This is a genomic window from Nocardiopsis sp. NPDC050513 (assembly GCF_044457925.1).
GTDB lineage: Bacteria > Actinomycetota > Actinomycetes > Streptosporangiales > Streptosporangiaceae > Nocardiopsis.
On sequence record NZ_JBITHK010000001.1, the window covers coordinates 107,742 to 131,447 of the forward strand.

Annotated in this window: 24 protein-coding genes; 11 read left to right on the forward strand and 13 right to left on the reverse strand. The window is 72.1% G+C overall.

Translation table 11 applies throughout. The features are described from left to right. Nucleotides 1–298: 298 nt before the first annotated feature. From ACIBFB_RS00450 to ACIBFB_RS00470, 5 genes are all read left to right on the forward strand, one after another. Entirely contained in the window at nucleotides 299–1,090 is a 792-nt protein-coding gene (locus tag ACIBFB_RS00450) for an aminotransferase class IV family protein (protein ID WP_397224579.1), read from the forward strand. Nucleotides 1,091–1,325: 235 nt separating this feature from the next. Then, a complete protein-coding gene (locus tag ACIBFB_RS00455; protein ID WP_397225397.1) occupies nucleotides 1,326–2,870 on the forward strand; it encodes a BCCT family transporter in 1,545 nt (514 codons plus the stop codon). A 42-nt stretch (nucleotides 2,871–2,912) separates the two neighbouring features. After that, entirely contained in the window at nucleotides 2,913–3,380 is a 468-nt protein-coding gene (locus ACIBFB_RS00460) for an Hsp20/alpha crystallin family protein (RefSeq protein WP_397224581.1), read from the forward strand. 81 nt (nucleotides 3,381–3,461) lie between these two features. Beyond that, nucleotides 3,462–4,067: a copper chaperone PCu(A)C gene (locus ACIBFB_RS00465; RefSeq protein ID WP_397224583.1), complete on the forward strand. Its 606-nt coding sequence runs from the start codon at nucleotides 3,462–3,464 to the stop codon at nucleotides 4,065–4,067. Then, nucleotides 4,067–5,329, forward strand: coding sequence for a Dyp-type peroxidase (locus tag ACIBFB_RS00470; RefSeq protein WP_397224584.1), 1,263 nt, complete (start codon nucleotides 4,067–4,069; stop codon nucleotides 5,327–5,329). Before ACIBFB_RS00465 ends, ACIBFB_RS00470 begins: the two co-directional genes overlap by 1 nt. A gap of 66 nt (nucleotides 5,330–5,395) precedes the next feature. Here ACIBFB_RS00470 and ACIBFB_RS00475 read toward each other — a convergent pair whose 3' ends face one another. The 4 genes from ACIBFB_RS00475 to ACIBFB_RS00490 all read right to left on the reverse strand — a co-directional run bounded on the left by ACIBFB_RS00475 (nucleotide 5,396) and on the right by ACIBFB_RS00490 (nucleotide 10,961). Then, the gene (locus ACIBFB_RS00475; protein WP_397224586.1) at nucleotides 5,396–6,730 is read right to left on the reverse strand and encodes a M16 family metallopeptidase; all 1,335 of its coding nucleotides are present in this window, start codon (nucleotides 6,728–6,730) and stop codon (nucleotides 5,396–5,398) included. Between the two features lie 147 nt (nucleotides 6,731–6,877). Next, the gene (locus ACIBFB_RS00480) at nucleotides 6,878–9,181 is read right to left on the reverse strand and encodes a polyribonucleotide nucleotidyltransferase (RefSeq protein WP_397224588.1); all 2,304 of its coding nucleotides are present in this window, start codon (nucleotides 9,179–9,181) and stop codon (nucleotides 6,878–6,880) included. Between the two features lie 306 nt (nucleotides 9,182–9,487). Beyond that, nucleotides 9,488–9,757, reverse strand: a complete 270-nt coding sequence (gene rpsO, locus ACIBFB_RS00485; RefSeq protein WP_397224590.1) for a 30S ribosomal protein S15 — start codon at nucleotides 9,755–9,757, stop codon at nucleotides 9,488–9,490. 259 nt (nucleotides 9,758–10,016) lie between these two features. Beyond that, nucleotides 10,017–10,961: a bifunctional riboflavin kinase/FAD synthetase gene (locus ACIBFB_RS00490; protein WP_397224592.1), complete on the reverse strand. Its 945-nt coding sequence runs from the start codon at nucleotides 10,959–10,961 to the stop codon at nucleotides 10,017–10,019. 174 nt (nucleotides 10,962–11,135) lie between these two features. Here ACIBFB_RS00490 and ACIBFB_RS00495 point away from each other — a divergent pair, with 174 nt between their 5' ends. From ACIBFB_RS00495 to ACIBFB_RS00505, 3 genes are read left to right on the forward strand one after another with little or no spacing between them, the layout of a single operon-like run. Continuing rightward, complete coding sequence (locus ACIBFB_RS00495) at nucleotides 11,136–11,996, forward strand: alpha/beta fold hydrolase (RefSeq protein WP_397224594.1); 861 nt, start codon at nucleotides 11,136–11,138, stop codon at nucleotides 11,994–11,996. A 50-nt stretch (nucleotides 11,997–12,046) separates the two neighbouring features. Then, complete coding sequence (locus ACIBFB_RS00500) at nucleotides 12,047–12,328, forward strand: hypothetical protein (protein ID WP_397224596.1); 282 nt, start codon at nucleotides 12,047–12,049, stop codon at nucleotides 12,326–12,328. Continuing rightward, nucleotides 12,321–12,662 (forward strand): hypothetical protein, encoded by a 342-nt coding sequence (locus tag ACIBFB_RS00505; RefSeq protein WP_397224598.1) that lies wholly within the window; start codon nucleotides 12,321–12,323, stop codon nucleotides 12,660–12,662. Before ACIBFB_RS00500 ends, ACIBFB_RS00505 begins: the two co-directional genes overlap by 8 nt. Before the next feature lie 15 nt (nucleotides 12,663–12,677). Here the strand turns inward: ACIBFB_RS00505 and ACIBFB_RS00510 are convergent, their stop codons facing one another. From ACIBFB_RS00510 to rimP, 8 genes are all read right to left on the reverse strand, one after another. After that, on the reverse strand, nucleotides 12,678–12,851 hold the full coding sequence (locus ACIBFB_RS00510) for a type II toxin-antitoxin system Phd/YefM family antitoxin (protein WP_397224600.1): 174 nt from the start codon (nucleotides 12,849–12,851) through the stop codon (nucleotides 12,678–12,680). Between the two features lie 56 nt (nucleotides 12,852–12,907). Then, on the reverse strand, nucleotides 12,908–13,795 hold the full coding sequence (gene truB / locus ACIBFB_RS00515) for a tRNA pseudouridine(55) synthase TruB (protein ID WP_397224602.1): 888 nt from the start codon (nucleotides 13,793–13,795) through the stop codon (nucleotides 12,908–12,910). 61 nt (nucleotides 13,796–13,856) lie between these two features. Continuing rightward, nucleotides 13,857–14,300 (reverse strand): 30S ribosome-binding factor RbfA, encoded by a 444-nt coding sequence (gene rbfA / locus ACIBFB_RS00520; RefSeq protein ID WP_397224604.1) that lies wholly within the window; start codon nucleotides 14,298–14,300, stop codon nucleotides 13,857–13,859. A 2-nt stretch (nucleotides 14,301–14,302) separates the two neighbouring features. Continuing rightward, nucleotides 14,303–14,599, reverse strand: a complete 297-nt coding sequence (locus ACIBFB_RS00525; protein ID WP_397224606.1) for a DUF503 domain-containing protein — start codon at nucleotides 14,597–14,599, stop codon at nucleotides 14,303–14,305. 82 nt (nucleotides 14,600–14,681) lie between these two features. After that, nucleotides 14,682–17,690 carry a translation initiation factor IF-2 gene (gene infB, locus ACIBFB_RS00530; RefSeq protein ID WP_397224609.1) on the reverse strand — a complete coding sequence of 1,003 codons (3,009 nt, stop codon included), beginning with the start codon at nucleotides 17,688–17,690 and terminating at the stop codon, nucleotides 14,682–14,684. 212 nt (nucleotides 17,691–17,902) lie between these two features. Then, nucleotides 17,903–18,256: a YlxR family protein gene (locus tag ACIBFB_RS00535; RefSeq protein ID WP_397224610.1), complete on the reverse strand. Its 354-nt coding sequence runs from the start codon at nucleotides 18,254–18,256 to the stop codon at nucleotides 17,903–17,905. Then, nucleotides 18,246–19,235: a transcription termination factor NusA gene (gene nusA / locus ACIBFB_RS00540; protein ID WP_397224612.1), complete on the reverse strand. Its 990-nt coding sequence runs from the start codon at nucleotides 19,233–19,235 to the stop codon at nucleotides 18,246–18,248. Before nusA ends, ACIBFB_RS00535 begins: the two co-directional genes overlap by 11 nt. 24 nt (nucleotides 19,236–19,259) lie before the next feature. After that, nucleotides 19,260–19,736 carry a ribosome maturation factor RimP gene (gene rimP / locus ACIBFB_RS00545; protein WP_397224614.1) on the reverse strand — a complete coding sequence of 159 codons (477 nt, stop codon included), beginning with the start codon at nucleotides 19,734–19,736 and terminating at the stop codon, nucleotides 19,260–19,262. 205 nt (nucleotides 19,737–19,941) lie between these two features. Between rimP and ACIBFB_RS00550 the strand changes: the two genes are divergently transcribed. After that, complete coding sequence (locus ACIBFB_RS00550; protein ID WP_397224616.1) at nucleotides 19,942–20,436, forward strand: hypothetical protein; 495 nt, start codon at nucleotides 19,942–19,944, stop codon at nucleotides 20,434–20,436. Then, the gene (locus ACIBFB_RS00555) at nucleotides 20,433–20,867 is read left to right on the forward strand and encodes a DUF4439 domain-containing protein (RefSeq protein WP_397224618.1); all 435 of its coding nucleotides are present in this window, start codon (nucleotides 20,433–20,435) and stop codon (nucleotides 20,865–20,867) included. Before ACIBFB_RS00550 ends, ACIBFB_RS00555 begins: the two co-directional genes overlap by 4 nt. Nucleotides 20,868–20,918: 51 nt before the next feature. Here the strand turns inward: ACIBFB_RS00555 and ACIBFB_RS00560 are convergent, their stop codons facing one another. Further along, nucleotides 20,919–22,655, reverse strand: a complete 1,737-nt coding sequence (locus tag ACIBFB_RS00560) for a proline--tRNA ligase (RefSeq protein WP_397225399.1) — start codon at nucleotides 22,653–22,655, stop codon at nucleotides 20,919–20,921. A gap of 171 nt (nucleotides 22,656–22,826) precedes the next feature. Here ACIBFB_RS00560 and ACIBFB_RS00565 point away from each other — a divergent pair, with 171 nt between their 5' ends. After that, nucleotides 22,827–23,687 carry an aldo/keto reductase gene (locus tag ACIBFB_RS00565; RefSeq protein WP_397224620.1) on the forward strand — a complete coding sequence of 287 codons (861 nt, stop codon included), beginning with the start codon at nucleotides 22,827–22,829 and terminating at the stop codon, nucleotides 23,685–23,687. Nucleotides 23,688–23,706 lie beyond the last annotated feature (19 nt).

Here is a 23,706-nt window from a genome sequence, read left to right on the forward strand (position 1 = left end):
GACCATAGGTGAGGGACCTCGCCCTCCGGAACGAATTCGCTGCGCGAACACGCCCTCCGGACGAGCCACACCCCCACCGGTGACCGGGGCAGTAAAACACCACACCCAACCCCCCATGGACCCGAGAACAGGACAACCCCCGCGGTGACCCGGGGCGGGCACGCACTCCCCAACCCCCTGGGGACCCGAGAACAGGTCGACCCCCGCGGTGACCCTGGGCGCGTACGGTTTCCGTCCGACCCCCTGGGGTCGAGCGTCCGGGAAACGTCCGGTCCCGGAATGCCATGATGGGGAGGACATGGAACTGAACGGACGCCCCGTCAGCACCGGGGAACTCGCCGGCCTCGCCCTGTACGGATACGGCCACTTCACCACCATGCTCGTGACGGACCTGCGCGTTCGCGGCCTGGACCTGCACGCCGAACGGCTCGCCCGCGACTGCCGCACCCTCTTCGGCACGGAGCTGGACCTGCCCCGCGTCCGCGAACTCGTCCGCCGCGCCGCCCGCTCCCACCCCTCCCCCCGGGTCGTTCGCGTCACCGTCTACGATCCGGACCTGGACCTGGGCCGTCCGGCCGCCCGCGCTCTACCGCAGGTCCTCGTCACCACGCGGCCCGCCCCCGACCCGACCGCCCCGCCGCGCCCCCTGCGCCTGGTGACGCGGCCGTTCACCAGGGACCTCCCCCAGGTCAAGAGCACGGGCCTGTTCGGCTCGATCCGCCAACGCCGCACCGCCCAACTCGACGGGTACGACGACGCCCTGTTCACCGCCCCGGACGGCCGCGTCTCGGAGGGACCCACCTGGAACATCGGCTTCCTGGACGGCGGCGGCCTGGTGTGGCCGCAGGCCCCGTGCCTGCCGGGCGTGACCGCCCAGCTCGTCGAGCGGGCCGCCGTGGGCCTGGGAATCCCGGTCTCCACCCGGCCGATCGCCTCCGCGACCTGCACCCGGATGGCGGGCGCGTTCACCGCCAACGCCGCGACCGGGGTGCGCCCGGTGACCGCGATCGACGGCGTCCACCTGCCGCGGTCGGTGCTCATCGGCCGCCTCGCCGAGGCCTACGCCGCCCTGCCGGGCCAGCCGCTCTGACCCGCCCGCCCCCCGATTCGTCAGGGATGGTGCCCGAAACTCCCGGATCGCGCCACCCGGGCCCCGCTGCGGACCTCCCCCTAACATCCGGATTACACCGGCCGTGGCCTGCACGGACGCCATTCGACCCCGGACACCGCCGACCCTCCGGGGCTGGGGAGGAGCCACCATCTCAACCCTGCGCGACTACCTACGGGAGCACACGAACCCCGCGGTCTTCTTCGTGTCCGGGGCCGTGATCATCGCCTTCGTCGTCGTCGGCGTCCTCGCCACCGAGCCGCTGCTCAACGCGGCCACGGCCACCCGCGACTGGATCGGGAACCAGCTCGGCTGGCTCTACGTCCTGTCGACCTCGTTCTTCCTCGTCATGGCCGTCTACCTCATGCTCAGCCGGTTCGGCCGAATCCGCCTCGGTCCCGACGACGCCCGCCCGGAGTTCAGCACCCTGGCGTGGTTCGCGATGCTCTTCACCACCGGCATGGGCATCGGTCTGGTGTTCTGGGGCGTGTCCGAACCCATCCACCACCTGACCTGGCCGAGGAACGCCGACTTCCTCGTCCCCGAGGGCGAGGCGCCCCCCACGGAGGCCGCCGACGAGGCGCTCGCGCTGAGCTTCTTCCACTGGAGCTTCCATCCGTGGGCGATCTACATCGCGCTCGGGCTCTCGCTGGGCTACTTCGCGTTCCGCAAGGGCCTCCCGCTGCGCCCCGCCTCGGCCCTCTACCCGCTGCTCGGCGAACGCGCGTTCGGCTGGAGCGGCAACCTCGTCGACATCCTCGCGGTGTTCGGCACGCTCTTCGGCCTGGCCACGTCCCTGGGCCTGGGCACGCTCCAGATCAACGGCGGTCTCAACCACGTGTTCGGCGTGCCGGTCAACCAGCCCGTGCAGGCGGCGATCATCATCGCCATCACCAGCATCGCGCTGCTCAGCGTGCTCGCGGGGATCGACAAGGGCATCCGCCGCCTGTCCGTGATCAACCTGTGGCTGGCGTTCCTCCTGCTCATCGTGGTCTTCCTGTTCGGCCCCAAGCTGTGGATGATCAGCACCATGACCACGGCCGCGGGCGAGTACCTGGCCGCCCTCATCCCGCTCAGCCTGTCCTTCCCCAGCCCGCACGCCGACCCCCAGGCGGCCCGGTGGACCACGGCGTGGAGCATCTTCTACTGGGGTTGGTGGATCTCCTGGGCGCCCTTCGTCGGCGTCTTCCTCGCCCGGATCTCCTACGGCCGCACCATCCGCGAGTTCGTCGTCGGCGCGCTGTTCGCGCCGGTGATCGTGTCCATCCTGTGGTTCGGCGTGTTCGGCGGCTCCGGCCTGTTCTACGAGCTCTTCGAGGGCGGCGGACTGTCCGACCTGCCGGAGGAACAGCGCGCGTTCCGCCTCGTCGACGTGATGTTCACGTTCTCCCCTGTGTTCGGCGACGCGATCGCGCTGCTCCTCATCCTGGTGGTCACGATCTTCTTCGTCACCTCGTCCGACTCCGGCTCCCTGGTGGTCGACACGCTGACCAACGGCGGCGACCTCCACCCGGTCCGGGCGCAGCGCGCCTTCTGGGCGATCTCCGAGGGCGCCGTCACCCTCGTCCTGCTCGTCCTGGGCGGCTCCGACGCCCTGTCCGCGCTCCAGGCCGCCTCCGTCGTGACCGGCCTGCCCTTCGCCGTGATCCTGCTCTTCATGCTGTGGGGCCTGGGCAGGGCGCTGGCCGAGGAGCCGCGCCACGGCGGGGCCGTCATCCTCGCCCGGGACCGCGCCACGGCCCCGCGCCCCCGGGAGGAGTGATCCCGTGGACCACACGCAGACCGAGACCCGCAGGAGGCGGCCGTGACACGCAAGAGGATGGGCAACCCGTTCCACGGGGTCATGGACATGATCACCGAGATGAACCGCATCTCCGAGACCATGTCCTCCAGCGAGATCAGCCACGCCGGAGAGCGCGAGCGGGGCTTCGCCGACGCGTGGAGCCCGCCCACCGACATCCTCGCGCGCGGCGACGACCTGGTGATCAGGTGCGAGATCCCCGGGGTGTACCAGGAGGACGTCGTGGTCTGCCTCAGCCAGAACGTCCTCACCATCAGCGGACAGCGCCGCCGCGACGAGGACGACGTCGTCTACTACTCCTCCGAGCGGTACATGGGCGCGTTCCGCCGCGACATCACCCTCCCCGGGAACGTCGAGGACGAGGACGTGGAGGCCGACTACGGCGAGGGACTGCTGAAGATCACCGTGCACGGCGCGGCCAACGCCGCCGCGCCCACCCCGATCGAGATCCGTCGGCGCGGGCGGCGCTGAGAACGCCGGGAACCGGGCGCCGCTCCGGAGCGACTGTCACGGTGAACGGCCGCGTCCGCGGCCCGACACGGGAGTCACCCGATGTACCAGCGCACGACCCGTTCCGCCACGGCGGCGGCCCTGTTCGCCCTCGCCCTCTCCGCCTGCGGCGGCGGCGCCGCCGAGCAGGAGGAGGCTCCGGCCGAGGAGGCCGCCGCGGAGGCGACGGCGGCCGACGGCTTCGAGATCACCGACCCCTGGATCAAGGCGGTCTCCCAGGAGGAGGGGATGACCGGCGTCTTCGGGGAGATCTCCAACACCTCCGGATCCGAGATGACCATCGTCGCCGCCGAGGCCGACGGAGCCGACACGGTCGAGCTGCACGAGGTCTCCATGGAGGGGACCGACGCGACGATGAGCGAGGTCGAGGGCGGCTTCGTCATCCCGGCGGGCGAGACCTACACGCTGGAGCCCGGCGGCTACCACATCATGCTCATGCAGCTGACCCAGGACCTGGAGGCCGGGAACGAGCTCACCGTGACCGTGGAGTTCGCGGACGGCTCGACCGCCTCCTTCGACGCGGCCATCCGCCCCTACACCGGCGCCAACGAGGACTACGACGGCGGCGAGGGCGAGGACGCGGGCGGCATGGAGGGCATGGAGGGCGAGGACGGTGGCGGCTCCGGCGACGGGTACGGGGACGAGTGATGGCCGACGCGAACCCCGAGGACGGGAGACACGGCCGCGGGGCGCGCGGCGGCCGGATGAGCCGTCGGGGACTGCTCCTGGGCGGCGCGGCCGGTCTCGGCGCGGTGGGCATCGGCGCGGCCGGGGCCACCGCGGCGCACCGGCTGGCCGGGGCGGCCGACCCGGCTCCCGGATCGGAGTCGGCGCCCCTCCACGGCGGCCGCACCGTGCCGTTCCACGGCCGGCGCCAGGCCGGTGTGGAGACACCGCCGCAGTCGCACGCCACGTTCGTCGCACTCGACCTGGACGACGGCGCGGACGCCGACGCGGTGCGGCGGCTCATGGTCATCCTCAGTGACAACGCCGCGCGTCTCACCCAGGGCGTTCCCGCGCTCACCGACACCGAGCCCGAACTGGCCGAGCTCCCGGCCCGCCTGACCACCACCTTCGGGTTCGGGCGGGGACTGGTCGAACGGGTGGACGCCGACGCCGTACCCGACTGGCTCGGGCCGCTGCCGGAGTTCGAGCAGGACGACCTGCGCCCGGAGTGGGGTGAGGCCGACCTGCTCGTCCAGGTCTGCGCGGACGACCCGGTCACCGTCTCGCACGCGGTGCGGATGATGGTCCGGGACGCCCGGCCGTTCGGCCGGCCGCGCTGGTCCCAGAGCGGGTTCCGGCGCGCCCACGGCTCCCAACCCGACGGCACCACGATGCGCAACCTCATGGGCCAGGTGGACGGCACCGTCAACCCGGCGCCGGGGACGGAGGACTTCGACCACCTCGTCTGGGGTGGGAACGGCCCGGACTGGATGGCCGGGGGCACCGGCCTCGTCCTGCGCCGGATCGCCACCGACCTGGACACGTGGGACGAGATCGACCGGCCCGCCCGCGAGGCGGTCGTGGGCCGCCGACTCGGCAACGGCGCGCCGCTGACCGGTGAGAACGAGCACGACGAGGTCGACCTGGAGGCCACCGGTCCCGACGGACTGACCGTCATCCCCTCGTTCGCGCACGTGCGGCGGGCCCGGACGGGCGACCCGGACGAGCGGATCTTCCGCCGCGGCTACAACTACGACCTGCGCGACGGCGTGGAGGGCGAGGCCGGACTGCTGTTCGTCTCCTACCAGGCCGACCCGCTGCGTCAGTTCGTGCCCATCCAGCGCCGACTGGACGAACTCGATCTGCTCAACCAGTGGGTCACGGCCGTGGGGTCGGCGGTGTTCGCCGTGCCGCCGGGCTGCGAGGAGGGCGGGTACGTCGGCCAGACCCTGCTGGAGGGCTGACCCCCGGGCGTGCCGCCCCGATCCGGGCGGCACGCCGGGCGTGTGCTTCCTCGGGCCTCCGGTCCGCTAGAAGCGGCGGTCCTTGTCGTAGGGGCCGATGACGGCGAGGGCGCGCGGACGCGCGAGCAGGTCGGCGGCGACCTCGGCCACGTCCCGCTCGGTCACCGCGTCGAACAGCGCGAGGTCCTCGTCGATCGACAGGTGCCGCGGGTGGTTGAGCTCGTGCCCGAGCAGGCGGCCCATGCGCGCGTTGGTGCCCTCGTTGCCCAGCACCCACGTGCCCTGGATCTGGCCCTTGGCCCGGGTGAGCTCCTCGGCGGTGATCCCGACCGCCGCCACCTTCTCCAGCTCGTCCCGGCACACTCCGATGACCTCGTCGGCCTTCTCCGGCAGGCAGCCCGCGTAGATCTGGAAGGTCCCGGTGTCGGCGTAGCCCGTGTGGTAGGCGTGCACGGCGTAGGCCAGGCCGCGCTTCTCGCGCACCTCCTGGAACAGGCGGGACGACATGCCCCCGCCGAGCGCCGCGCTGAGCAGGCGCAGTGCGTGCCAGCGCTGGTCGGTGCGCGGCAGGCCCTCCGACCCGAGGATGATGTGCGCCTGCTCGGTCTCGCGCGTCTCCACCACGGTGCCGCCGAACGTCGTCACCGGGCCGTCGCCCAGGCGCGGGCGCGCCGGGCGGGCGTCCCCGGCGGCGGCGAGCTGGTCGGCGAACATCTCGCGGACCCGCGCCACGACCTCGTCGTGGTCCAGGCTTCCGGCGGCGGTCACCACCAGCTCACCGGGCACGTAGGCGGACCGGTACTGTTCGAGGATCCGCTCGCGGGGCAGGGCTCGGATGGTGTCGATCGTGCCGAGGATCGGCCGGCCCAGCGGGCTGTCCCCGAAGAAGTGCGCGGCGAAGACGTCGTCCACCAGGTCGGCGGGCTCGTCCTCGTACATGGCGATCTCCTCCAGGATCACGCCGCGCTCGGTCTCCACCTCGCCCTCGTCGAGCACCGAGTTGGCGACCATGTCACCGACGACGTCGATGGCCAGCGGAAGGTCGCGGTCGAGCACCTTCGCGTAGTAGCAGGTGTGCTCCTTGGTGGTGTAGGCGTTGTGGTCGGCGCCCACCCCGTCCAGCAGCGCGGAGATCTCCATCGCCGAACGCGTCCGGGTCCCCTTGAAGAGCAGGTGTTCGAGGAAGTGAGCCGACCCCGCGTGCGCCGCGTCCTCGTCACGCGACCCCGTGGTCGCGGAGATCCCGAAGGCCGCGGACCGGCCTCCGGGGACGTCCTCGGTGACCACCCGCAGACCACCGGGCAGCACGGTCCGCCGCACGAGGCCGGACCCGCGTTCGGGCTCCAGCAGCGTGACGGTGGTGTCCGGCTCCTGCTCGGCGGCGATGGGGACAGAACTCATGAAACCTTCTTCTTCGCGTCGTTGGTGCGCTGGTCCGGTCCGTGGGCGGCGCGCGCCCCGCCGGTCCAGCAGAGCATACGCGGTGGGGGCGGCCACACCACCGGTGCGACCGCCCCCATCAGCTGATTTTACGCTTCGACCAGCCGATCAGGTGTTCTCGGAACGGCTGGGGGAGCGGCGGCGACGGCGACGCGGAGCGTCCCCGCCCTTGTCGGCGGACGCTGCCGCCGACTTCTCGTCGCCGGGCTCGGCGGCGGGCTCCTCGGTGCTCGCGGCGGACTCGGCCTCGACCACCTCGACCGGGACCAGCGACAGCTTGCCGCGGTCGTCGATCTCGCGGATCTCGACCTGGATCTTCTCGCCGATGCTGATCACGTCGTCGAGGTTCTCGATCCGCTTGCCGCCGTGCAGCTTGCGGATCTGCGAGATGTGCAGCAGGCCGTCCTTGCCGGGCAGCAGCGACACGAACGCGCCGAACGTGGTCGTCTTGACGACGGTGCCCAGGTAGCGGTCGCCGACCTCGGGCATCGTCGGGTTGGCGATCTGGTTGATCGTGTCCCGCGCGGCCTCGGCGGACGGGCCGTCGGTGGCGCCGATGTAGATCGTGCCGTCGTCCTCGATGGTGATCTCGGCGCCGGTGTCGTCCTGGATCGAGTTGATCATCTTGCCCTTGGGGCCGATGACCTCGCCGATCTTCTCCACCGGGACCTTGACGGTGAGGATGCGCGGAGCGTTGGGGCTCATCTCGGCCGGACGCTCGATGGCCTCCTGCATGACGTCGAGGATGGCCAGGCGGGCGCCGCGGGCCTGCTGCAGCGCGAGGGCCAGCTGCTCGGCGGGGATGCCGTCGAGCTTGGTGTCCAGCTGGAGGGCGGTGATGAGCTCGCGGGTGCCGGCGACCTTGAAGTCCATGTCGCCGAACGCGTCCTCGGCGCCCAGGATGTCGGTCAGCGTGACGAACTCGTCGCCCTCGCTGATCAGGCCCATCGCGATGCCGGAGACCATCTCCTTGAGCGGCACGCCGGCCGCCATCAGGGACATGGTGGACGCGCAGACCGAGCCCATCGAGGTGGACCCGTTGGAGCCCAGCGCCTCGGACACCTGCCGGATGGCGTAGGGGAACTCCTCGCGCGCGGGCAGGACCGGGATCAGGGCCCGCTCGGCGAGCGCGCCGTGCCCGATCTCGCGCCGCTTGGGCGAGCCCACCCGGCCGGTCTCACCGGTGGAGTAGGGCGGGAAGTTGTAGTTGTGCATGTAGCGCTTGGTCTTCTCCGGGTTGAGCGTGTCAACCGTCTGCTCCATGCGCAGCATGTTGAGTGTGGTGACGCCCAGGATCTGGGTCTCACCGCGCTCGAAGAGGGCCGAGCCGTGCACCCGCGGCAGGACGCCGACCTCGGCGCTCAGCGAACGGATGTCCTTGGGGCCGCGGCCGTCGATGCGGACCTTGTCCCGCAGCACGCGCTCGCGCATGAGCTGCTTGGACAGCGAGCGGAAGGCGGCGCCGACCTCCTTCTCGCGCCCCTCGAAGGCCTCGCCGACCTTCTCGGCCGCGACGGCCTTGACGCGGTCGAGCTCGGCCTCGCGCTCCTGCTTGTCGGCGATGGTCAGCGCCTTGGCCAGGTCCTCGCGGACGGCGGAGGCGACGGCCTCGTAGGCGTCGTCCTCGTAGTCCAGGAAGATCGGGAACTCGGCGACCTCGCGGCTGCCCTGCTCGGCCACGGCGGCCTGGGCGCGGCACAGGACCTTGATGAAGGGCTTGGCGGCCTCGAGGCCCTCGGCGACCGTCTGCTCGTTCGGGCCGACGGCGCCCTCGGCGACCAGCTTGAGGGTGCGTGTGGTCGACTCCGCCTCGACCATCATGATCGCGACGTCGCCGTCCTCGAGGACGCGACCGGCGACGACCATGTCGAAGGTGGCGTTCTCCAGCTCGGTGTGGGTGGGGAAGCCGACCCACTGGCCGTCGATCAGGGCGACGCGCACGCCGCCGATCGGGCCGGAGAAGGGCACCCCGGAGATCTGCGTCGACATCGAGGCCGCGTTGATCGCGACGACGTCGTACAGGTGGTCGGGGTGCAGGGCCAGGATCGTCTCGACGACCTGGATCTCGTTGCGCAGGCCCTTCTTGAACGACGGGCGCAGCGGCCGGTCGATCAGGCGGCAGGTGAGGATGGCGTCCTCGGAGGGACGGCCCTCACGCCGGAAGAAGGAGCCGGGGATGCGGCCCGCGGCGTACATGCGCTCCTCGACGTCCACCGTCAGGGGGAAGAAGTCGAGGTTCTCCTTGGGGCGCTTCGAGGCGGTGGTGGCCGACAGGACGACGGTCTCGTCGTCCAGGTAGACCGTCGCCGAACCGGCGGCCTGGCGGGCCAGCCGACCGGTCTCGAACCGGATGGTGCGGGTGCCGAAGCGACCGTTGTCGATCACGGCCTCGGCCGAGTACACGCCCTCCATGGGCGACCTCCTACAACACGTTCTCGGGGCGCGCCGGGCGGGTCGGTACCCGCGGCGCGCTGATGTCCTCGCCCGCGTCCGTGCCCCGGAGTTGATGACGGCCGGTCATCGATCGAAGTCCACGGAGCCCGTCGCGGGGCGTCCGGGGACCACTACCGAGGACCGGCCTCGACTCTGTGGCCGAGGGTGGGGATCGCGGGTCTTCTCTGTGAAGTTGTCGTGCTCCACACACGCCGGAGTACTCCGGCGCGCGTGTCACACCTTACTAACAAAGCGGGAGCGGCCGAAGCCACTCCCGCGAGCAACCTAGCGGCGCAGGCCCAGACGCTCGATCAGCGAGCGGTAGCGGGTGATGTCCTGCTTCGCGACGTACTTGAGCAGGCGGCGGCGGCGGCCGACCATCAGGAGTAGGCCACGACGGCTGTGGTGGTCGTGCTTGTGGTCCTTGAGGTGCTCGGTGAGCTCGGTGATGCGGTGCGTGAGTAGCGCGATCTGGACCTCAGGGGAGCCGGTGTCACCCTCGGAGGTGGCGTACTCGGCGATGATCTTTTCCTTGGTGGCGGCGTCGATCGACACAGCGCTCCGTTTCTACGTTGTCGGTACGCGGGACGTGCCCGGCTCGGACGGCCGGGATCAGACGCGGTGACCGCGCGTACGAACAGTCACCGTCGCGTGCGGTCGGGCGCGGGCCACGCCGGGGCGTGGGCACGACGCGCCTCCCGGAGTTCGGGCCCTCGGAGGGGGCCGGACCGCCGGGCACACGTGGACGCCACCCAGCCTACCGCAAACCGCGAGGTGAACGCCCCTGAGCGCGGGCGGCCGGGCGGCTCCGGGGTCACCCGGACAGGACCTCGCGGCAGCGGTCGACGTCGCGGCGCATGGCCGCGATGAGGTCGTCGATGCTGTCGAAGCGCTCCTGTCCCCGGATGTGCTCGGTGAACTCCACGGCCATGTGCGCTCCGTAGAGCTCCAGGTCGTCGCGGTCCAGGGCGTAGGCCTCCACGGTGCGCTCCGCGCCGTCGAACGTGGGGTTGGTGCCGACCGAGATCGCCGCGGGCCACCGCGACTCCCGCCCCGCGACCGGGGCGAGGTGGCTGAGCCAGCCCGCGTACACGCCGTCGCCGGGCACGGCCGCGTGCGGGGTGAGGTTCATGTTGGCGGTGGGGAAACCGAGCAGCTCGCGACCGCGCGCGGCGCCGTGCACGACCTCGCCCTCGACCCGGTGCGGGCGGCCGAGCAGGGCGGCGGCCGGAGCCACCGCGCCCTCGGCGAGGAGCGCGCGCACGCGCGTGGAGGTGATGGTGTCGCCGTCGGCGACCAGGTGCACGCCGTCGGCGCTGAAGTCGTACTTGTGCCCCAGTTCGGTCAGCGCCGCCACGTCCCCGGCCGCGCGGTGGCCGAAGCGGAAGTCCTCGCCCACGACCACGGCGGCGGCGCGCAGCCGGTCGACCAGGACGCTCTGGACGAACTCCTCCGCGCTCAGCGCCGAGAGATCCGCGGTGAACGGCAGGACGCACACCTCGTCGGCGCCGTGGTCCTCCAACAGCTCCACCCGCCGGTCCAGGGGGGTGAGCACGGGCGGAGTGGCGCCGCGCAGGACCGTCTCGGGATGGGGGTCGAACGTGACCACCACCACGGGGAGCCCGAGCTCGCGCGCCCGGCGCACCGCGGTCGCGATGATGGCCTGGTGCCCGCGGTGCACGCCGTCGAAGACACCGATCGCCACCACGGACCGGCCCCACCCCGGGGGAACGTCCCCCAGTCCATCCCATCGCCCCACCTGAGGACTCCCCTTCCGAACCGTGCGCGTTCGGCCGCGCGGCGCTCCGTGGGCGGCGCGCGGCCCTCGGGAACAAGGGTGCCATGCCGGCCGCCGCTCCGCGCACGCGCGGCACCGCTCTGCCCGCTGCAGAAGGGGGTTGGACCGCCGACGGCGCCCCCGTAGCGTTCCGGCATGGCACGAATCACCATCGGAACGACGACCCTGGGCTACGACGAGGCGGGCGAGGGACCGCCCGTCGTCCTCGTGCACGCGGCGGTCGGCGACCGCGCGATGTGGGACCACCAGTTCGCGGCGCTGTCCGCACGGCACCGCGTGGTGCGGTACGACCGGCGCGGGTACGGCGACTCGGACGACGCGGAGGGGCCGGTCGCCCACCACGAGGACCTCCTGGCGCTGATGGACGCGCTGGACATCGGGCGGGCCGCCCTGGTGGGCGCGTCGATGGGCGGCGGGCACGCGGTGGACGCGGCGCTGGTCGCGCCGGAGCGCGTGAGCGCCCTGGGCCTGGTCTGCGCGGGGATGACCGGCCGGGAGTGGCCGAGGAGGTTCACCGAGGCGGCGGCCCGGGCGATGGCCGGGGCCGTGCCCCAGGAGCGCCTCGCGCGGTACCGGGAGGGGCACGCCGACCCCGATCCGGCCGACGTGGCCGCGATGGCGCAGGCGCAGGCGCGGTTCGTCGCCGTGGGGCCCGCGCGGAGCCCGGAGGACCTGCCCGCGCCCGTGTGGGAGCGGATGCTGGGGATGTACCGGACGACCTTCCACCGGATGTGGAGCGGACCGCCCACCACGACGCGCTCGCCGGAGCCGCCCGCCGAGGGCCGCCTGGCGCAGGTCGGGGCCCCGACCCTGGTGGTCAAGGGGGGCCGCGACGTGCCCGAGATCCAGGCGGTGTCCGACGTCTACGCCGGGGGAATCCCGGGCGCGCGGCTGGTGGAGCTGCCCGACGCGGGCCACCTGCCCTCCGTGGAACGCCCGGAGGACCTCACCGCCGTCCTCACCCGGTTCCTGGCCGAGATGGTTCGCCCGCGCTGATCATCGACAAACCAGTACGACACGTATTACGATGTACTACGTTACTCAGCGTGGAAATCTGGATCCACTGGACTGACAAGAGCGAAGCGCACATCGCACGTCACGCAGTCGATCCGAGAGAGGTCGAAGAAGCCGTCGAGTCGCCGTACTGGACCCAACCAGGACGCAACGGCAGCACCATCCTTCTCGGAACGACCTACGGCGGCAGGCATCTGGCGGTCTTCATGGTCCCTGCGGCCAACGCACACGATTCCTGGTACATCGCGACCGCACGCGACATGACGCTCGCCGAACGACGGACATTCAAGCGGAGGTGTTCTGACCATGGATGAGAAGAGGCTCGACGAACTGGCCGACTACTACGACAGGCACGACATCAGCGAGGAGATCGCCGATGGTCCCCTGGAACGTCACGAGCCGGTTCCAGCCGACCAGGTCATGATCGTGTCCTCGATTCGGCTGCCCAAACCGACGATGGACCGCGTCCGCGAGGCCGCCGTGGCCGAAGGCGTCAAGCCGACAGCTCTCATGCGGCAGTGGATCGAGGAGCGACTGACGCGGTACGAGAACTCCGAGAGCCCGTCCGAGCAGTTCGAATCCCTCTCCGATCTGATCCACAGAGTGATTCGGGAGGAGCTGGAGGACGCCGGGCTCCGAAGTGCATGAGTCCCGCCGCCGGTGTCAACCTCCCGCAGGGCGGAGGGCACCGCTCAGGGACTCGTAGCACTGGGCGGGGACCACGGCCGCCGACGGCTCGCCGTCCCGTGTGATGGTGACCGGTTCACCGGTCTCCTCCACCTGGTCCAGAAGTTCGGGCAGGTGCTGTGCGGCCTCGGACAGCGGAATCTTCCTCATACGGACGAACCTATCCGGGCGGACGCCCCGGCGTGGGCGGTCTCGCCGCGACGTGGCTACGCCGGGTCGAAGACCACCACCGGCTTCATGTGGTCGCCCCGGTTCTCCCCCAGCGCCACCACGCGGCCGTCCGGCGCGAACAGGCCCACCGTCCCCGGTCCCCGAGTGCTCGGGTCGATCCGGTTGCCGTGGCGGATCCGCTTCGTCTCCTCCTCCGACAGCGTCCGCGCCGGGAACGCCGCCGCCACCACCTGGTCCAGCGGGACCTGCGTGAACTCCCGTGCCAACTGGTCGAGGGTGCGCGCCTGCGACAGGTCGTAGGGCCCCACCCGGGTGCGGCGCAGCGCGGTCAGGTGGCCGCCCACGCCCAGGTCCTCCCCCAGGTCGCGGGCCAGGGACCGGATGTAGGTGCCGCTGGAGCACCTGACGACGGCGTCCACGTCCACGAACGTCCCGTCCGCGTCGGCCGCCCGGCGGATGTCGGAGACCGCGAACTCCGCGACCGTCACCTCGCGCGCCCTGAGCGCGACCTCCTTGCCCTCCCGGGCCGATCTATACGCCCGCTTCCCGTCCACCTTGATCGCGCTGACCTGCGGCGGGACCTGCTGGATCCGACCGGTCAACCGCGCGACGGCCGCGCGCACGGCGTCGTCGCCGACTCCCGACGCGTCCGTCCGCACGCCGGGCTCCCCCTCGGCGTCGTCGGTGTCGGTCGTCAGCCCCAGACGGATCGTCGCCGCATAGGTCTTCTCCGTGAGGGTCAGGTGCCCCAGGAGCTTGGTGCCCTTCTCGATGCCCAGCACCAGGACCCCGGTCGCCATCGGATCGAGCGTCCCCGCGTGGCCCACCCTGCGTGTCCGCGCCAGGCCGCGCATCTTGGCGACCACGTCGTGCGACGTCCAGTCCGCGGGCTTGTCGACGACCACGACGCCGCTCTCGGCCATGGATCTCCTCGGAAGAAACGGGGGCGGCGGCGCGCTCGCGCCGCCGCCGGGTGACGGTCGGCTACTCGTCCTCGTCCTCGGCCTCGGGGCGGGGAGCCCTGTACGGGTCCGCCTCCCCCGCGTGCCGGGCGCCGGTGGCCCGCTGGGCCACCTCCTCGTCGGACTGGCGCGCCTTGGCCAGCAGCTCCTCGATGTGCTGGGCGTTCTCCTGCACCTCGTCGACGACGAAGGTCAGGCTCGGCGTGTGCCGGATACCGGTCTGGCGGCCCACCTCGCTGCGGATCACGCCCTTGGCGCTCTCCAGGGCGGCCGAGGTGCCCGCCTTCTCCTCCGGCGTGCCGAACACCGTGTAGTACACCGTGGCGTCCCGCAGGTCGGCGGTGATCCGGGCGTCGGTCACCGTGACGAACCCGAGCCGGGGGTCCTTGATCCGCCGGTCCAGCATCTCGGCGACGACGCGCTGGATGCGGTCGGCGATCTTCCGCGCGCGTGCGGCGTCAACCATGGTCAGTCTTCCTCTTCGTTGAAGAGCCGCTGCCTGGCGGACAGCAGCTCCAGTTCGGGGCGGGCCGCGACGAAGCGTTCGCAGGCGTCCATCAGCTCCCGCACGTGCGCGGCGCTCGGCGCGACGACGGCGACACCGATCTTTGTGCGCCGGTACAGATCGTGCTCCCCGGCCTCGGAGACCGCCACCAGGAACGTGCGGCGCAGGTCGGCGATGACCGGGCGCACCACCGAACGCTTCTCCTTGAGCGAGTGGACGTCCCCGAGAAGGACGTCCAGGGTCAGCGCCCCTATGAACAAGTGATCACCTTAGATCAGGAGTGAACCGTCAAAGGAGGGGCCCCGGCCGCTCGGCCGGGGCCCCGTGGAGCGGCACCGCGTGCTAGTCGCGGGGCTTCTCCTGCATCTCGTAGGTCTCGATGACGTCCTCGAGCCGGAGATCGTTGTAACCGACGCCGATACCGCACTCGAAGCCCTCGCGGACCTCGGTCGCGTCGTCCTTGAACCGACGCAGCGACTCCACGGTGAGGTTGTCGGAGATGACCACCCCGTCGCGGATGAGCCGCGCCTTGGAGTTGCGGCGGATGAGGCCGTTGCGGACGATCGAACCGGCGATGTTGCCGATCTTCGGCACCTTGAAGACCTCGCGGATCTCGGCGCTGCCGAGCTGGACCTCCTCGTACACCGGCTTGAGGAGACCCTTGACCGCGGCCTCGACCTCGTCGATGGCCTGGTAGATCACCGAGTAGTACCGGATGTCGACGCCCATGCGGTCGGCGAGCTCGCTGTTCTTGCCCTCGGGCCGAACGTTGAAGCCGATGATGATCGCGTCGGCGGAGGCCGCCAGGTTGATGTCGTTCTGCGTGATGGCACCGACGCCGCGCCCGATGACCCGGATGCTGACCTCGTCGCCACCGGCGTCGATCTTGAGCAGCGACTCCTCGAGCGCCTCGACCGAACCGGACATGTCACCCTTGATGAGGAGGAGCAGCTCGGAGCGCTCACCCTCCTTGAGGTGGTCCTGCCAGGTCTCCATGGTGACGCGGCGGGCCGAACGCGCCTGCTGGGCGAAGCGCTCGCGCGCCTCACGCTGCTGGGCGATCTGCCGCGCCACCCGGTCGTCCTTGACGACCAGGAAGCTGTCACCGGCGCTGGGCACGTTGGTCAGACCCAGCACCTGGACCGGGCGGGACGGCTCGGCGCTCTGCACGTTCTGGCCGTACTCGTCGAGCATGGCCCGGACGCGGCCGAAGGCGTCGCCGCACACGATCGAGTCACCGACGTTCAGCGTGCCGCGCTGGACCAGCACCGTGGCCATGGAACCGCGACCGCGGTCCAGGTAGGCCTCGATGGCCAGACCCTGCGCGTCCATGTCCGGGTTGGCCTGGAGCTCCAGCGCCGCGTCGGACGTCAGCACGATCGACTCGAGCAGGGCGTCGATGTTCTCGCCCCTGAGCGCGGAGATGTCCACGAACTGGACGTCGCCGCCGTACTCCTCGGCCACCAGGCCGTACTCGGTCAGCTGCGCACGGACCCGCTGCGGGTCGGCGCCCTCGACGTCGATCTTGTTGACCGCGACGACGATCGGCACCTCGGCCGCCTTGGCGTGGTCGATGGCCTCGGCCGTCTGCGGCTTGACGCCGTCGTCGGCCGCCACGACCAGCACGGCGATGTCGGTGACCTTCGCACCGCGGGCACGCATGGCGGTGAACGCCTCGTGACCCGGGGTGTCGATGAAGGTGATCTTCCGCTCTTCGCCGTCCACCTGGGTCGAGACCTGGTAGGCGCCGATGTGCTGGGTGATGCCGCCGGCCTCGCCGCTGACGACGTTGGTCTTGCGGATCGTGTCCAGCAGTCGGGTCTTACCGTGGTCGACGTGGCCCATGACGGTGACCACCGGCGGACGCGGACGCAGGTCCTCGTCGCCGCCCTCGTCCTCTCCGTACTCGATGGAGAAGGACTCCAGCAGCTCGCGGTCCTCGTCCTCGGGGCTGACGACCTCGACCGTGTACTTCAGCTCCTCGCCGAGCAGCTGAAGGGTCTCGTCCGGCAGCGACTGGGTCGCGGTGACCATCTCGCCCAGGTGCATCATCACCTGGACCAGCGACGCCGGGTTGACGTCGATCTTGTCACCGAAGTCGGACAGCGAGGCGCCGCGGGACAGGCGGATGACCTGGTTGTTGCCGCTCGGGATCTTGACGCCGCCGAAGGACGGGGCCTGGAGGTCGTTGAACTCCTGACGCCGCTGCTTCTTGGACTTGCGGGCCCGCCCGGGACGACCGCCGGGACGCCCGAAGGCACCCGCCGTGCCGCCGCGACCGCGACCGCCGCCACCGGGACGGCCGCCGAAGCCGCCCGGACGGCCCGCACCGGCACCGCCACCGCCGCCACCGCCGGGGCGCGGACCCGCGGGGGCTCCCCCGCGACCGCGGCCACCGGGGCCGGGACGGCCCGCGCCGCCGCCGCGACCGCCGCCGCCAGGCGAGGCCGGACGGGACGAGGGCATGTTCATCGGGCTGGGCCGCGGACCGCCGGGACGCGGGCCCGGACGCGGAGCGCCGGACGCGCCGCCCGGACGCGGAGCGCCCGCGGCGCCGCCGGGACGCGGGGCGCGCTGCTCGCCGCCGCCCTGCGGACCGCCCGGACGCGGACCGGGTCGGGGACCCGGACGCGGGGCGCCGCCACCGGGACGGGGAGCGCCGCCGCCGGGACGCGGGGCGCGCTGCTCGCCGCCGCCCTGCGGACCGCCCGGACGCGGACCGGGTCGGGGACCCGGACGCGGGGCGCCGCCGCCGGGACGCGGCGCGGCGGGCTTGGAGCCCATGCCGGACGCGTTGGACGCGAACGGGTTGTTGCCGGGACGCGGACCGGCCGGACGCGGACCCGCCGGACGCGGGCTGCGCCCGCCCTCCGGACGGCCACCGCGCTCGGGGCGCTCACCGCGTTCGGGGCGCTCACCCCGCTGCGGACGCTCGCCGCGACCGGACTGCGGTCCGGGCTTCGGCGCGCCGCCGGGGCGCGGACCGGCCTCGCCGCGAGGACCCTTCTGACCGGGCTTGGCGGCACCGGGCTTGGGGGCCGACTCGGCCTGCGGGGCGGGCTTGGCGGCCGGGCGCGGGCCCGGCTTGGGCGCGGGACCCGGCTTGGGGGCCGCCGCGCGCGCGGAACCCTCGGACGCGGCCGGACGCGGCCCCGGCTTGGGGGCCGAGCCGCTCTTCCTGCCGCCCTCGGATCCCTGGTTGAAAGCTTCTTGCAGGCGTCGAACGACGGGCGCCTCTATCGTCGAGGACGCCGAACGAACGAATTCGCCCATCTCGTTGAGCTTGGCCAGGACGGCCTTGCTCTCTACGCCGAACTCCTTGGCGAGTTCGTACACCCGGACCTTCGCCACTACTCTCCTTCAGCTTCGGTCCGGGACATGGGCACGTGCCGGACCGTCGTTAGCTCGAGTTACTCATCGCTGCGTACTCATCAGGCGCTCATCGCAATCTCGACCTGCTTCCTCATCGCTACACAACAATGGGCCGGTTCTGCGTGCCGACACAGCACCGCACGCCGACCACGGCTAGTACAACACCGTCGGCCGGCTCAGACATTCCAACCCTAACCGGCGGGGCGCCCCGATCCGCCACCCGGGGTGGCTCCGATCAGTGCCTCCACACGTGAGAGGTCCCACCCGGTGGAGTCCCCGCCGTCTCGGCTCCGGAAGGCGCGCGCCCACACCCTGCGACGCACGGCGAGCTCGAAGCACCGCCGGTCGTGGTGCAGGTAGGCGCCACGCCCTGGTAGTCGACCCCGGGTGTCGGGCGTGATGGCCGTGCCCTCGGCCACCAGCCGCACGAGGTCGGACTGGACTGCCCGTGACCGGCACCCCACGCACGTGCGCACGGGTCGGTCAAGACCGCCTGCTTCCACCCTATCGCGTCGAGACACGGACGCGACCCCATTAATCGCCATCGGCCCCGTCGTCGGCCCGGTCGGCGGGCTCGGCGTCCGAGCGGATGTCGATGCGCCAGCCGGTGAGCCGCGCGGCCAGACGGGCGTTCTGCCCCTCCTTGCCGATCGCCAGCGACTGCTGGTAGTCCGGCACCACGACACGGGCGACACGGGCGGCCATGTCCAGGATCTCCACCGAGTTGACCCGCGCGGGCGACAGGGCGTTGGCGACGAAGACCGCGGGGTCGTCGGAGTGGTCGACGATGTCGATCTTCTCCCCGTGCAGCTCGGCCATGACGTTGCGGACCCGGCTGCCCAGCGGGCCGATGCAGGCGCCCTTGGCGTTGACGCCGCCGCGGTTGGACCGGACGGCCATCTTGGTGCGGTGCCCGGCCTCGCGCGCGATCGAGGCGATCTCCACGGTGCCGTCGGCGATCTCGGGCACCTCCAGCTCGAAGAGCTTGCGGACCAGGTTCGGGTGGGTCCGCGAGAGGGTGACCGAGGGGCCGCGGTGGCCCTTGCGGACCTGCACCACGTAGGCGCGCAGACGCTCGCCGTGCGTGTAGGTCTCCGTCGGCACCTGCTCCTGCGGCGGCAGGATGGCCTCGATCTTGCCGAGGTCCACCAGCACGTTCCGGGGGTCCTTGCCCTGCTGGATGATGCCGGAGACGATGTCGTGCTCGCGACCGGCGAACTCTCCGAGGGTCAGCTCGTCCTCCGCGTCGCGCAGGCGCTGCAGGATGACCTGCTTCGCCGTCGAGGTCGCGATCCGGCCGAACCCGGTGGGGGTGCCGTCGAACTCGCCGACGACCTCGCCCTCCTCGTCGAGCTCCGCCACCCACACCGTCACGTGGCCGGTGGAGCGGTTCAGCTCGACGCGGGCGCGCTTGTCGGCGCCCTCCTCACGGTGGTAGGCGATCAGCAGGGCGTCCTCGATGGCCTTGGCGACCAGCTCGACCGCGATGTCCTTCTCACGCTCCAGGCTGCGCAGGACACTCATGTCAATATCCACGGGGCTTCCCCTCTAGTCCGCCGCGTCGGCGTCGCGACGGAATTCCACCTGCACCTTGCCCTTGGCCAGTTCGGCGTGGGCGAAGGTCCGGGGCTGACCCTCGACGTCCAGGGTGACCCCCAGGTCGTCGGCTCCGGTCACCCGGCCGGTGACCTCGCCGCCCTCGGCGAGGGCGGCCCTCACCAGTCGGCCGCGGGAGCGCCGCCAGTGGCGCGGCTGTGTCAGGGGACGGTCCACGCCGGGAGAGGTGACCTCCAGGACGTAGGGAAGCTCGCCCATGACGTCGGAGGCGTCCAGGGCGTCGTTGACGTCCTGGGAGACCTCGCCCACCGTGTCCAGGTCGACCCCGTCGTCGGAGTCCACGACCACGCGCAGGACCCGACGTCTCCCGGCGGGTGTCAGCTCGACGGCCTCCAGGTCCAGCCCGGCCTTGGCCAGTACCGGCTCCAGCAGCTCGGCGATGCGCTCGTCGCGCCCCTGCGCTCCCATGTCGTGGTGCCCCTCCAACGGCGAAATTCCGCCCGTGTTCGGGGCGGTCCAGCTCTGTACGTAGTCTGCTTATCGGTTCCGCCGCGTCCTCGTGTGACGGCGGCTGTGCTGCAAGGGTATCCACACCTGGACACGTTCCAGGTCGCTGGCGTGGCGGAGGCCGTGGAAAGATGGTCGTCGGCCGGGGAGCACGGGAGGAGACCAGGTGGGTCTGAACGGCGTCAGCCGCCGCACGGTGCTGGGCGCGGCGGTGGTTCTGGGTCTGACCGGATGCGGCCGCACGGAGTGGTATCCGTCGGACGTGACCCCCGAGGAGTTCACGCTCCGCGCCCTGATCCGCGAGAAGGACAGGACGGTGGCGCGCTACGAGACCGCGCTGGCCGAGGGGGCGGGCCCGGAGGACCTGCTGCGCCCCATCCTGGAACGGCACCTAGCGCACCGGGACTCCCTGGTGGAGGCCCTGCCCGAGGACTCCTCCCCCGCCTCGGCCGCGCCGGACGAGGGCGGGCCCGAAGCGCTCCCCTCCGAAGTCCTGGACCTGGCGGAACTGACGGCCCTGGAGTCCGCCGCGGCGGGCGCGCGCGTGGACCGGGCGCTCGCGGTCGCCGATCCCGGGCTGGCGCAGCTGATCAGCGGGATCGGCGCGTGCGAGGCCGGACACGCCTACCTGCTGGGCCGACACGGAGAGGACCGAGGTTGAGCGAGAGCGGCGGGGGCTCCGTCGTCCCCGAGGCGCTGGCCGAGGCGCTGGCCGCCGAGCACGCGGCCGTGCACGGGTACGAGTACCTGCGCGGGGTCGCCGAGGACGCGCCCCGGCGCGACGCCGCGGGCGGGTACGCCCGCCGGCACAAGACGCTGCGCGACGCGCTGCACGCCGCCGCCGTGGACCGGGGCGTCGAACCGGAGCCCGCCCGGGCGTCGTACCCGCTGCCCGAGGAACGGGACCAGGCGGGTCTCGACGCCTACGCGACGGGTCTGGAGGAGACCGCGGCGCGGGCGTACCTGTGGCTGGCCGCGTCCGACGACGCCGGGCTGCGCTCGACGGCCGCCCGCGCGCTCCAGGAGACGACGGTCCGGGCACTCGTGTGGGGCGGCGGGCTCGACGCCCTGCCCGGTTTCGAGCAGGCCTGACCGGCCCGGCCGCCGTGGACCGGGCCGGTCAGGCCCGCGTTCGCCGATCGGTCACGCCTGGCAGGCGGCCACCGCGCGGTCGACGATCTCCGCCAGCGCGACCTCCTCGCGGGCGCCGGTCGCGCGGTCGCGCAGCTCCACGACACCGTCATCGAGCCCGCGCCCGACGATGACGCCGGTCGGGACGCCGAGCAGCTCCGCGTCGGTGAACTTCACGCCCGGCGACACGCCCTTGCGGTCGTCGACGAGGACGCGCAGACCCCGGGCCTCCAGCTCCCGTCCGATCCGGAGCGCCTCCCCGATCTGGTCGCCCTTGCCGGTCCCCACCACGTGCACGTCGGCCGGGGCGATCTCGCGCGGCCACACGATGCCCTTGTCGTCGTGCGACTGCTCCACGACCGCGGCCACCGCGCGGGAGACGCCGATCCCGTACGAGCCCATGGTGACGCGCCCGGGCTTGCCGTCGGCGCCCAGGGCGTCCACCTGGAACGCGTCGGTGTACTTGCGGCCCAGCTGGAAGATGTGGCCGATCTCGATGCCGCGGGCCGTGTACAGCGTCCCCTCGCCGTCGGGCGACGGGTCGCCGTCGCGGACCTCGGCGACGTCGATCGTCCCGTCCGGCGTGAAGTCGCGTCCGGCGACCAGGTCCAGCACGTGGTGGTCCGTCTTGTCGGCGCCGGTCACCCAGGAGGTCCCCGTGACCACGCGCGGGTCGACCAGGTACCTGACCTTGTTGTCCAGGAGCGCGCGCGGGCCGATGTAGCCCTTGGCCAGGAACGGGTTGGCGGCGAAGTCGGCCTCGTCGAGGAGCGCGACCTCGGCGGGCTCCAGGGCGGCTTCCAGGCGCTTGAGGTCCACCTCCCGGTCGCCGGGCAGGCCGACGCCGAGCAGCTCCCACTCGTCCGCGCCGGGCGCGCGCGTCTTGACCAGGATGTTCTTCAGGGTGTCGGCCTCGGTGAAGTCACGGCCCAGGTCGGCGGCGTTGAGGAAGTCCACCAGCGTCTGGATCGTCGCCGTGTCCGGGGTGTGGTGCACCCGGGCCTCGGGCAGCCCCCCGGTCGGCAGCGCGGGCGGCGCGGGGGTGGCGACGGCCTCCACGTTGGCGGCGTAGTCGGACCCGGTGCTGCGGACGAAGGTGTCCTCACCGGTCGGCGCGACGGCGAGGAACTCCTCGGAGGCGGATCCGCCCATCGCCCCGGACGTGGCCGACACGATCACGTAGTCCAGTCCGAGCCGGTCGAAGACGCGGATGTAGGCGGCGCGGTGGGCGTCGTAGGAGGCCTGCAGGCCCGCGTCGTCGACGTCGAAGGAGTAGGAGTCCTTCATGTGGAACTCGCGGCCGCGCAGCACGCCCGCCCGGGGCCGCGCCTCGTCCCGGAACTTCTCCTGGATCTGGTACAGGATGACCGGGAAGTCCTTGTAGGAGGAGTACTCGCCCTTGACCAGGAGCGTGAAGAGCTCCTCGTGGGTGGGGCCGAGCAGGTAGTCGGCGCCCTTGCGGTCCTGGAGGCGGAAGAGCGTGTCGCCGTACTCGGTCCAGCGGCCGGTCTCCTCGTAGTACTCCCTGGGGAGCAGGGCGGGGAGGAGCACCTCCTGGGCTCCGATGGCGTTCATCTCCTCGCGCACGACGCGGGACACGTTCTCCAGCACCATCTTGCCCAGGGGCAGCCAGGTGTAGATGCCGGGGGCGGCGCGGCGCACGAACCCGCCGCGCACGAGCAGCTTGTGGCTCGGCACCTCGGCGTCCGCCGGGTCCTCGCGCAGGGTGCGCAGGAACAGGTTCGACATCCGCAGTAGCACGGCCACTCCTCGTTGCTGGCGCCGGGGCGGCGCACGGTGGGGACTCTCGGGAATCCCAGGCTAGCGGCAGTACGGGGGCGTTCGTGCGGGCTCCACCGGGGTAGGGTCCAGCCCCGGGGCGCCGCGGGCGCTCCGGGTCGGGAGCAGCGAGGAGAGGCCATGCACACCAGGAGGATCGGCGACCGGACCGTGAGCGCGGTCGGGCTCGGCGCGATGCCGCTGTCCACGGGGGACCGTCCGCCCCGGGACCACGCGATCGCGACCGTCCACGCCGCCCTGGACGCCGGCGTCACCCTGATCGACACGGCCGACGCCTACCACCGCGACGCCACCGACCCCGGTCACAACGAACTCCTCGTCGCCGAGGCGCTGCGCGGGTACGGCCGGGACGCCTCGGACGTCCTCGTCGCCACCAAGGGCGGGCACACCCGCGACGCGGACGGCGGATGGGGACTCGACGGCCGCCCGGAGTACCTGCGGCGCGCCTGCGAGGAGTCGCTGCGGCGCCTGGGCGTGGAGGCGATCGGCCTCTACCAGTTCCACCGCCCCGACCCGGAGGTGCCCTACGCCGAGTCCGTCGGCGCACTGGCGCAGCTCCTGGACGAGGGCAAGGTCCAGATGGTGGGGATCTCCAACGCCGACCCGGGGCAGATCCGGCTCGCGCGGGAGGTCCTCGGCGGTCGGCTCGCGGCGGTGCAGAACGAGTTCTCCCCCGACTTCCGGTCCAGCGAGCCGGAGCTGGAGCTGTGCGCCGAGCTGGGGATCGCGTTCCTGCCGTGGAGCCCCTTCGGCGGCAAGCACCGGCACGGCGGCCTGTCGGAACGGCATCCCGTGCTGGAGGAGGTCGGCGCCGCCCGTGGTGCGACGCCCTTCCAGGTGTGCCTGGCGTGGATGCTCGCGAAGTCGCCGACCGTGGTCCCGATCCCCGGGGCCTCCCGTCCGGAGAACATCCGGCGCAGCGCGGTCGCCGCGGACCTGGACCTGACCCCGGAGGAGCTCGACCGGATCGACCGCGGCTGACGGTGCCCTAGGCTGGAGG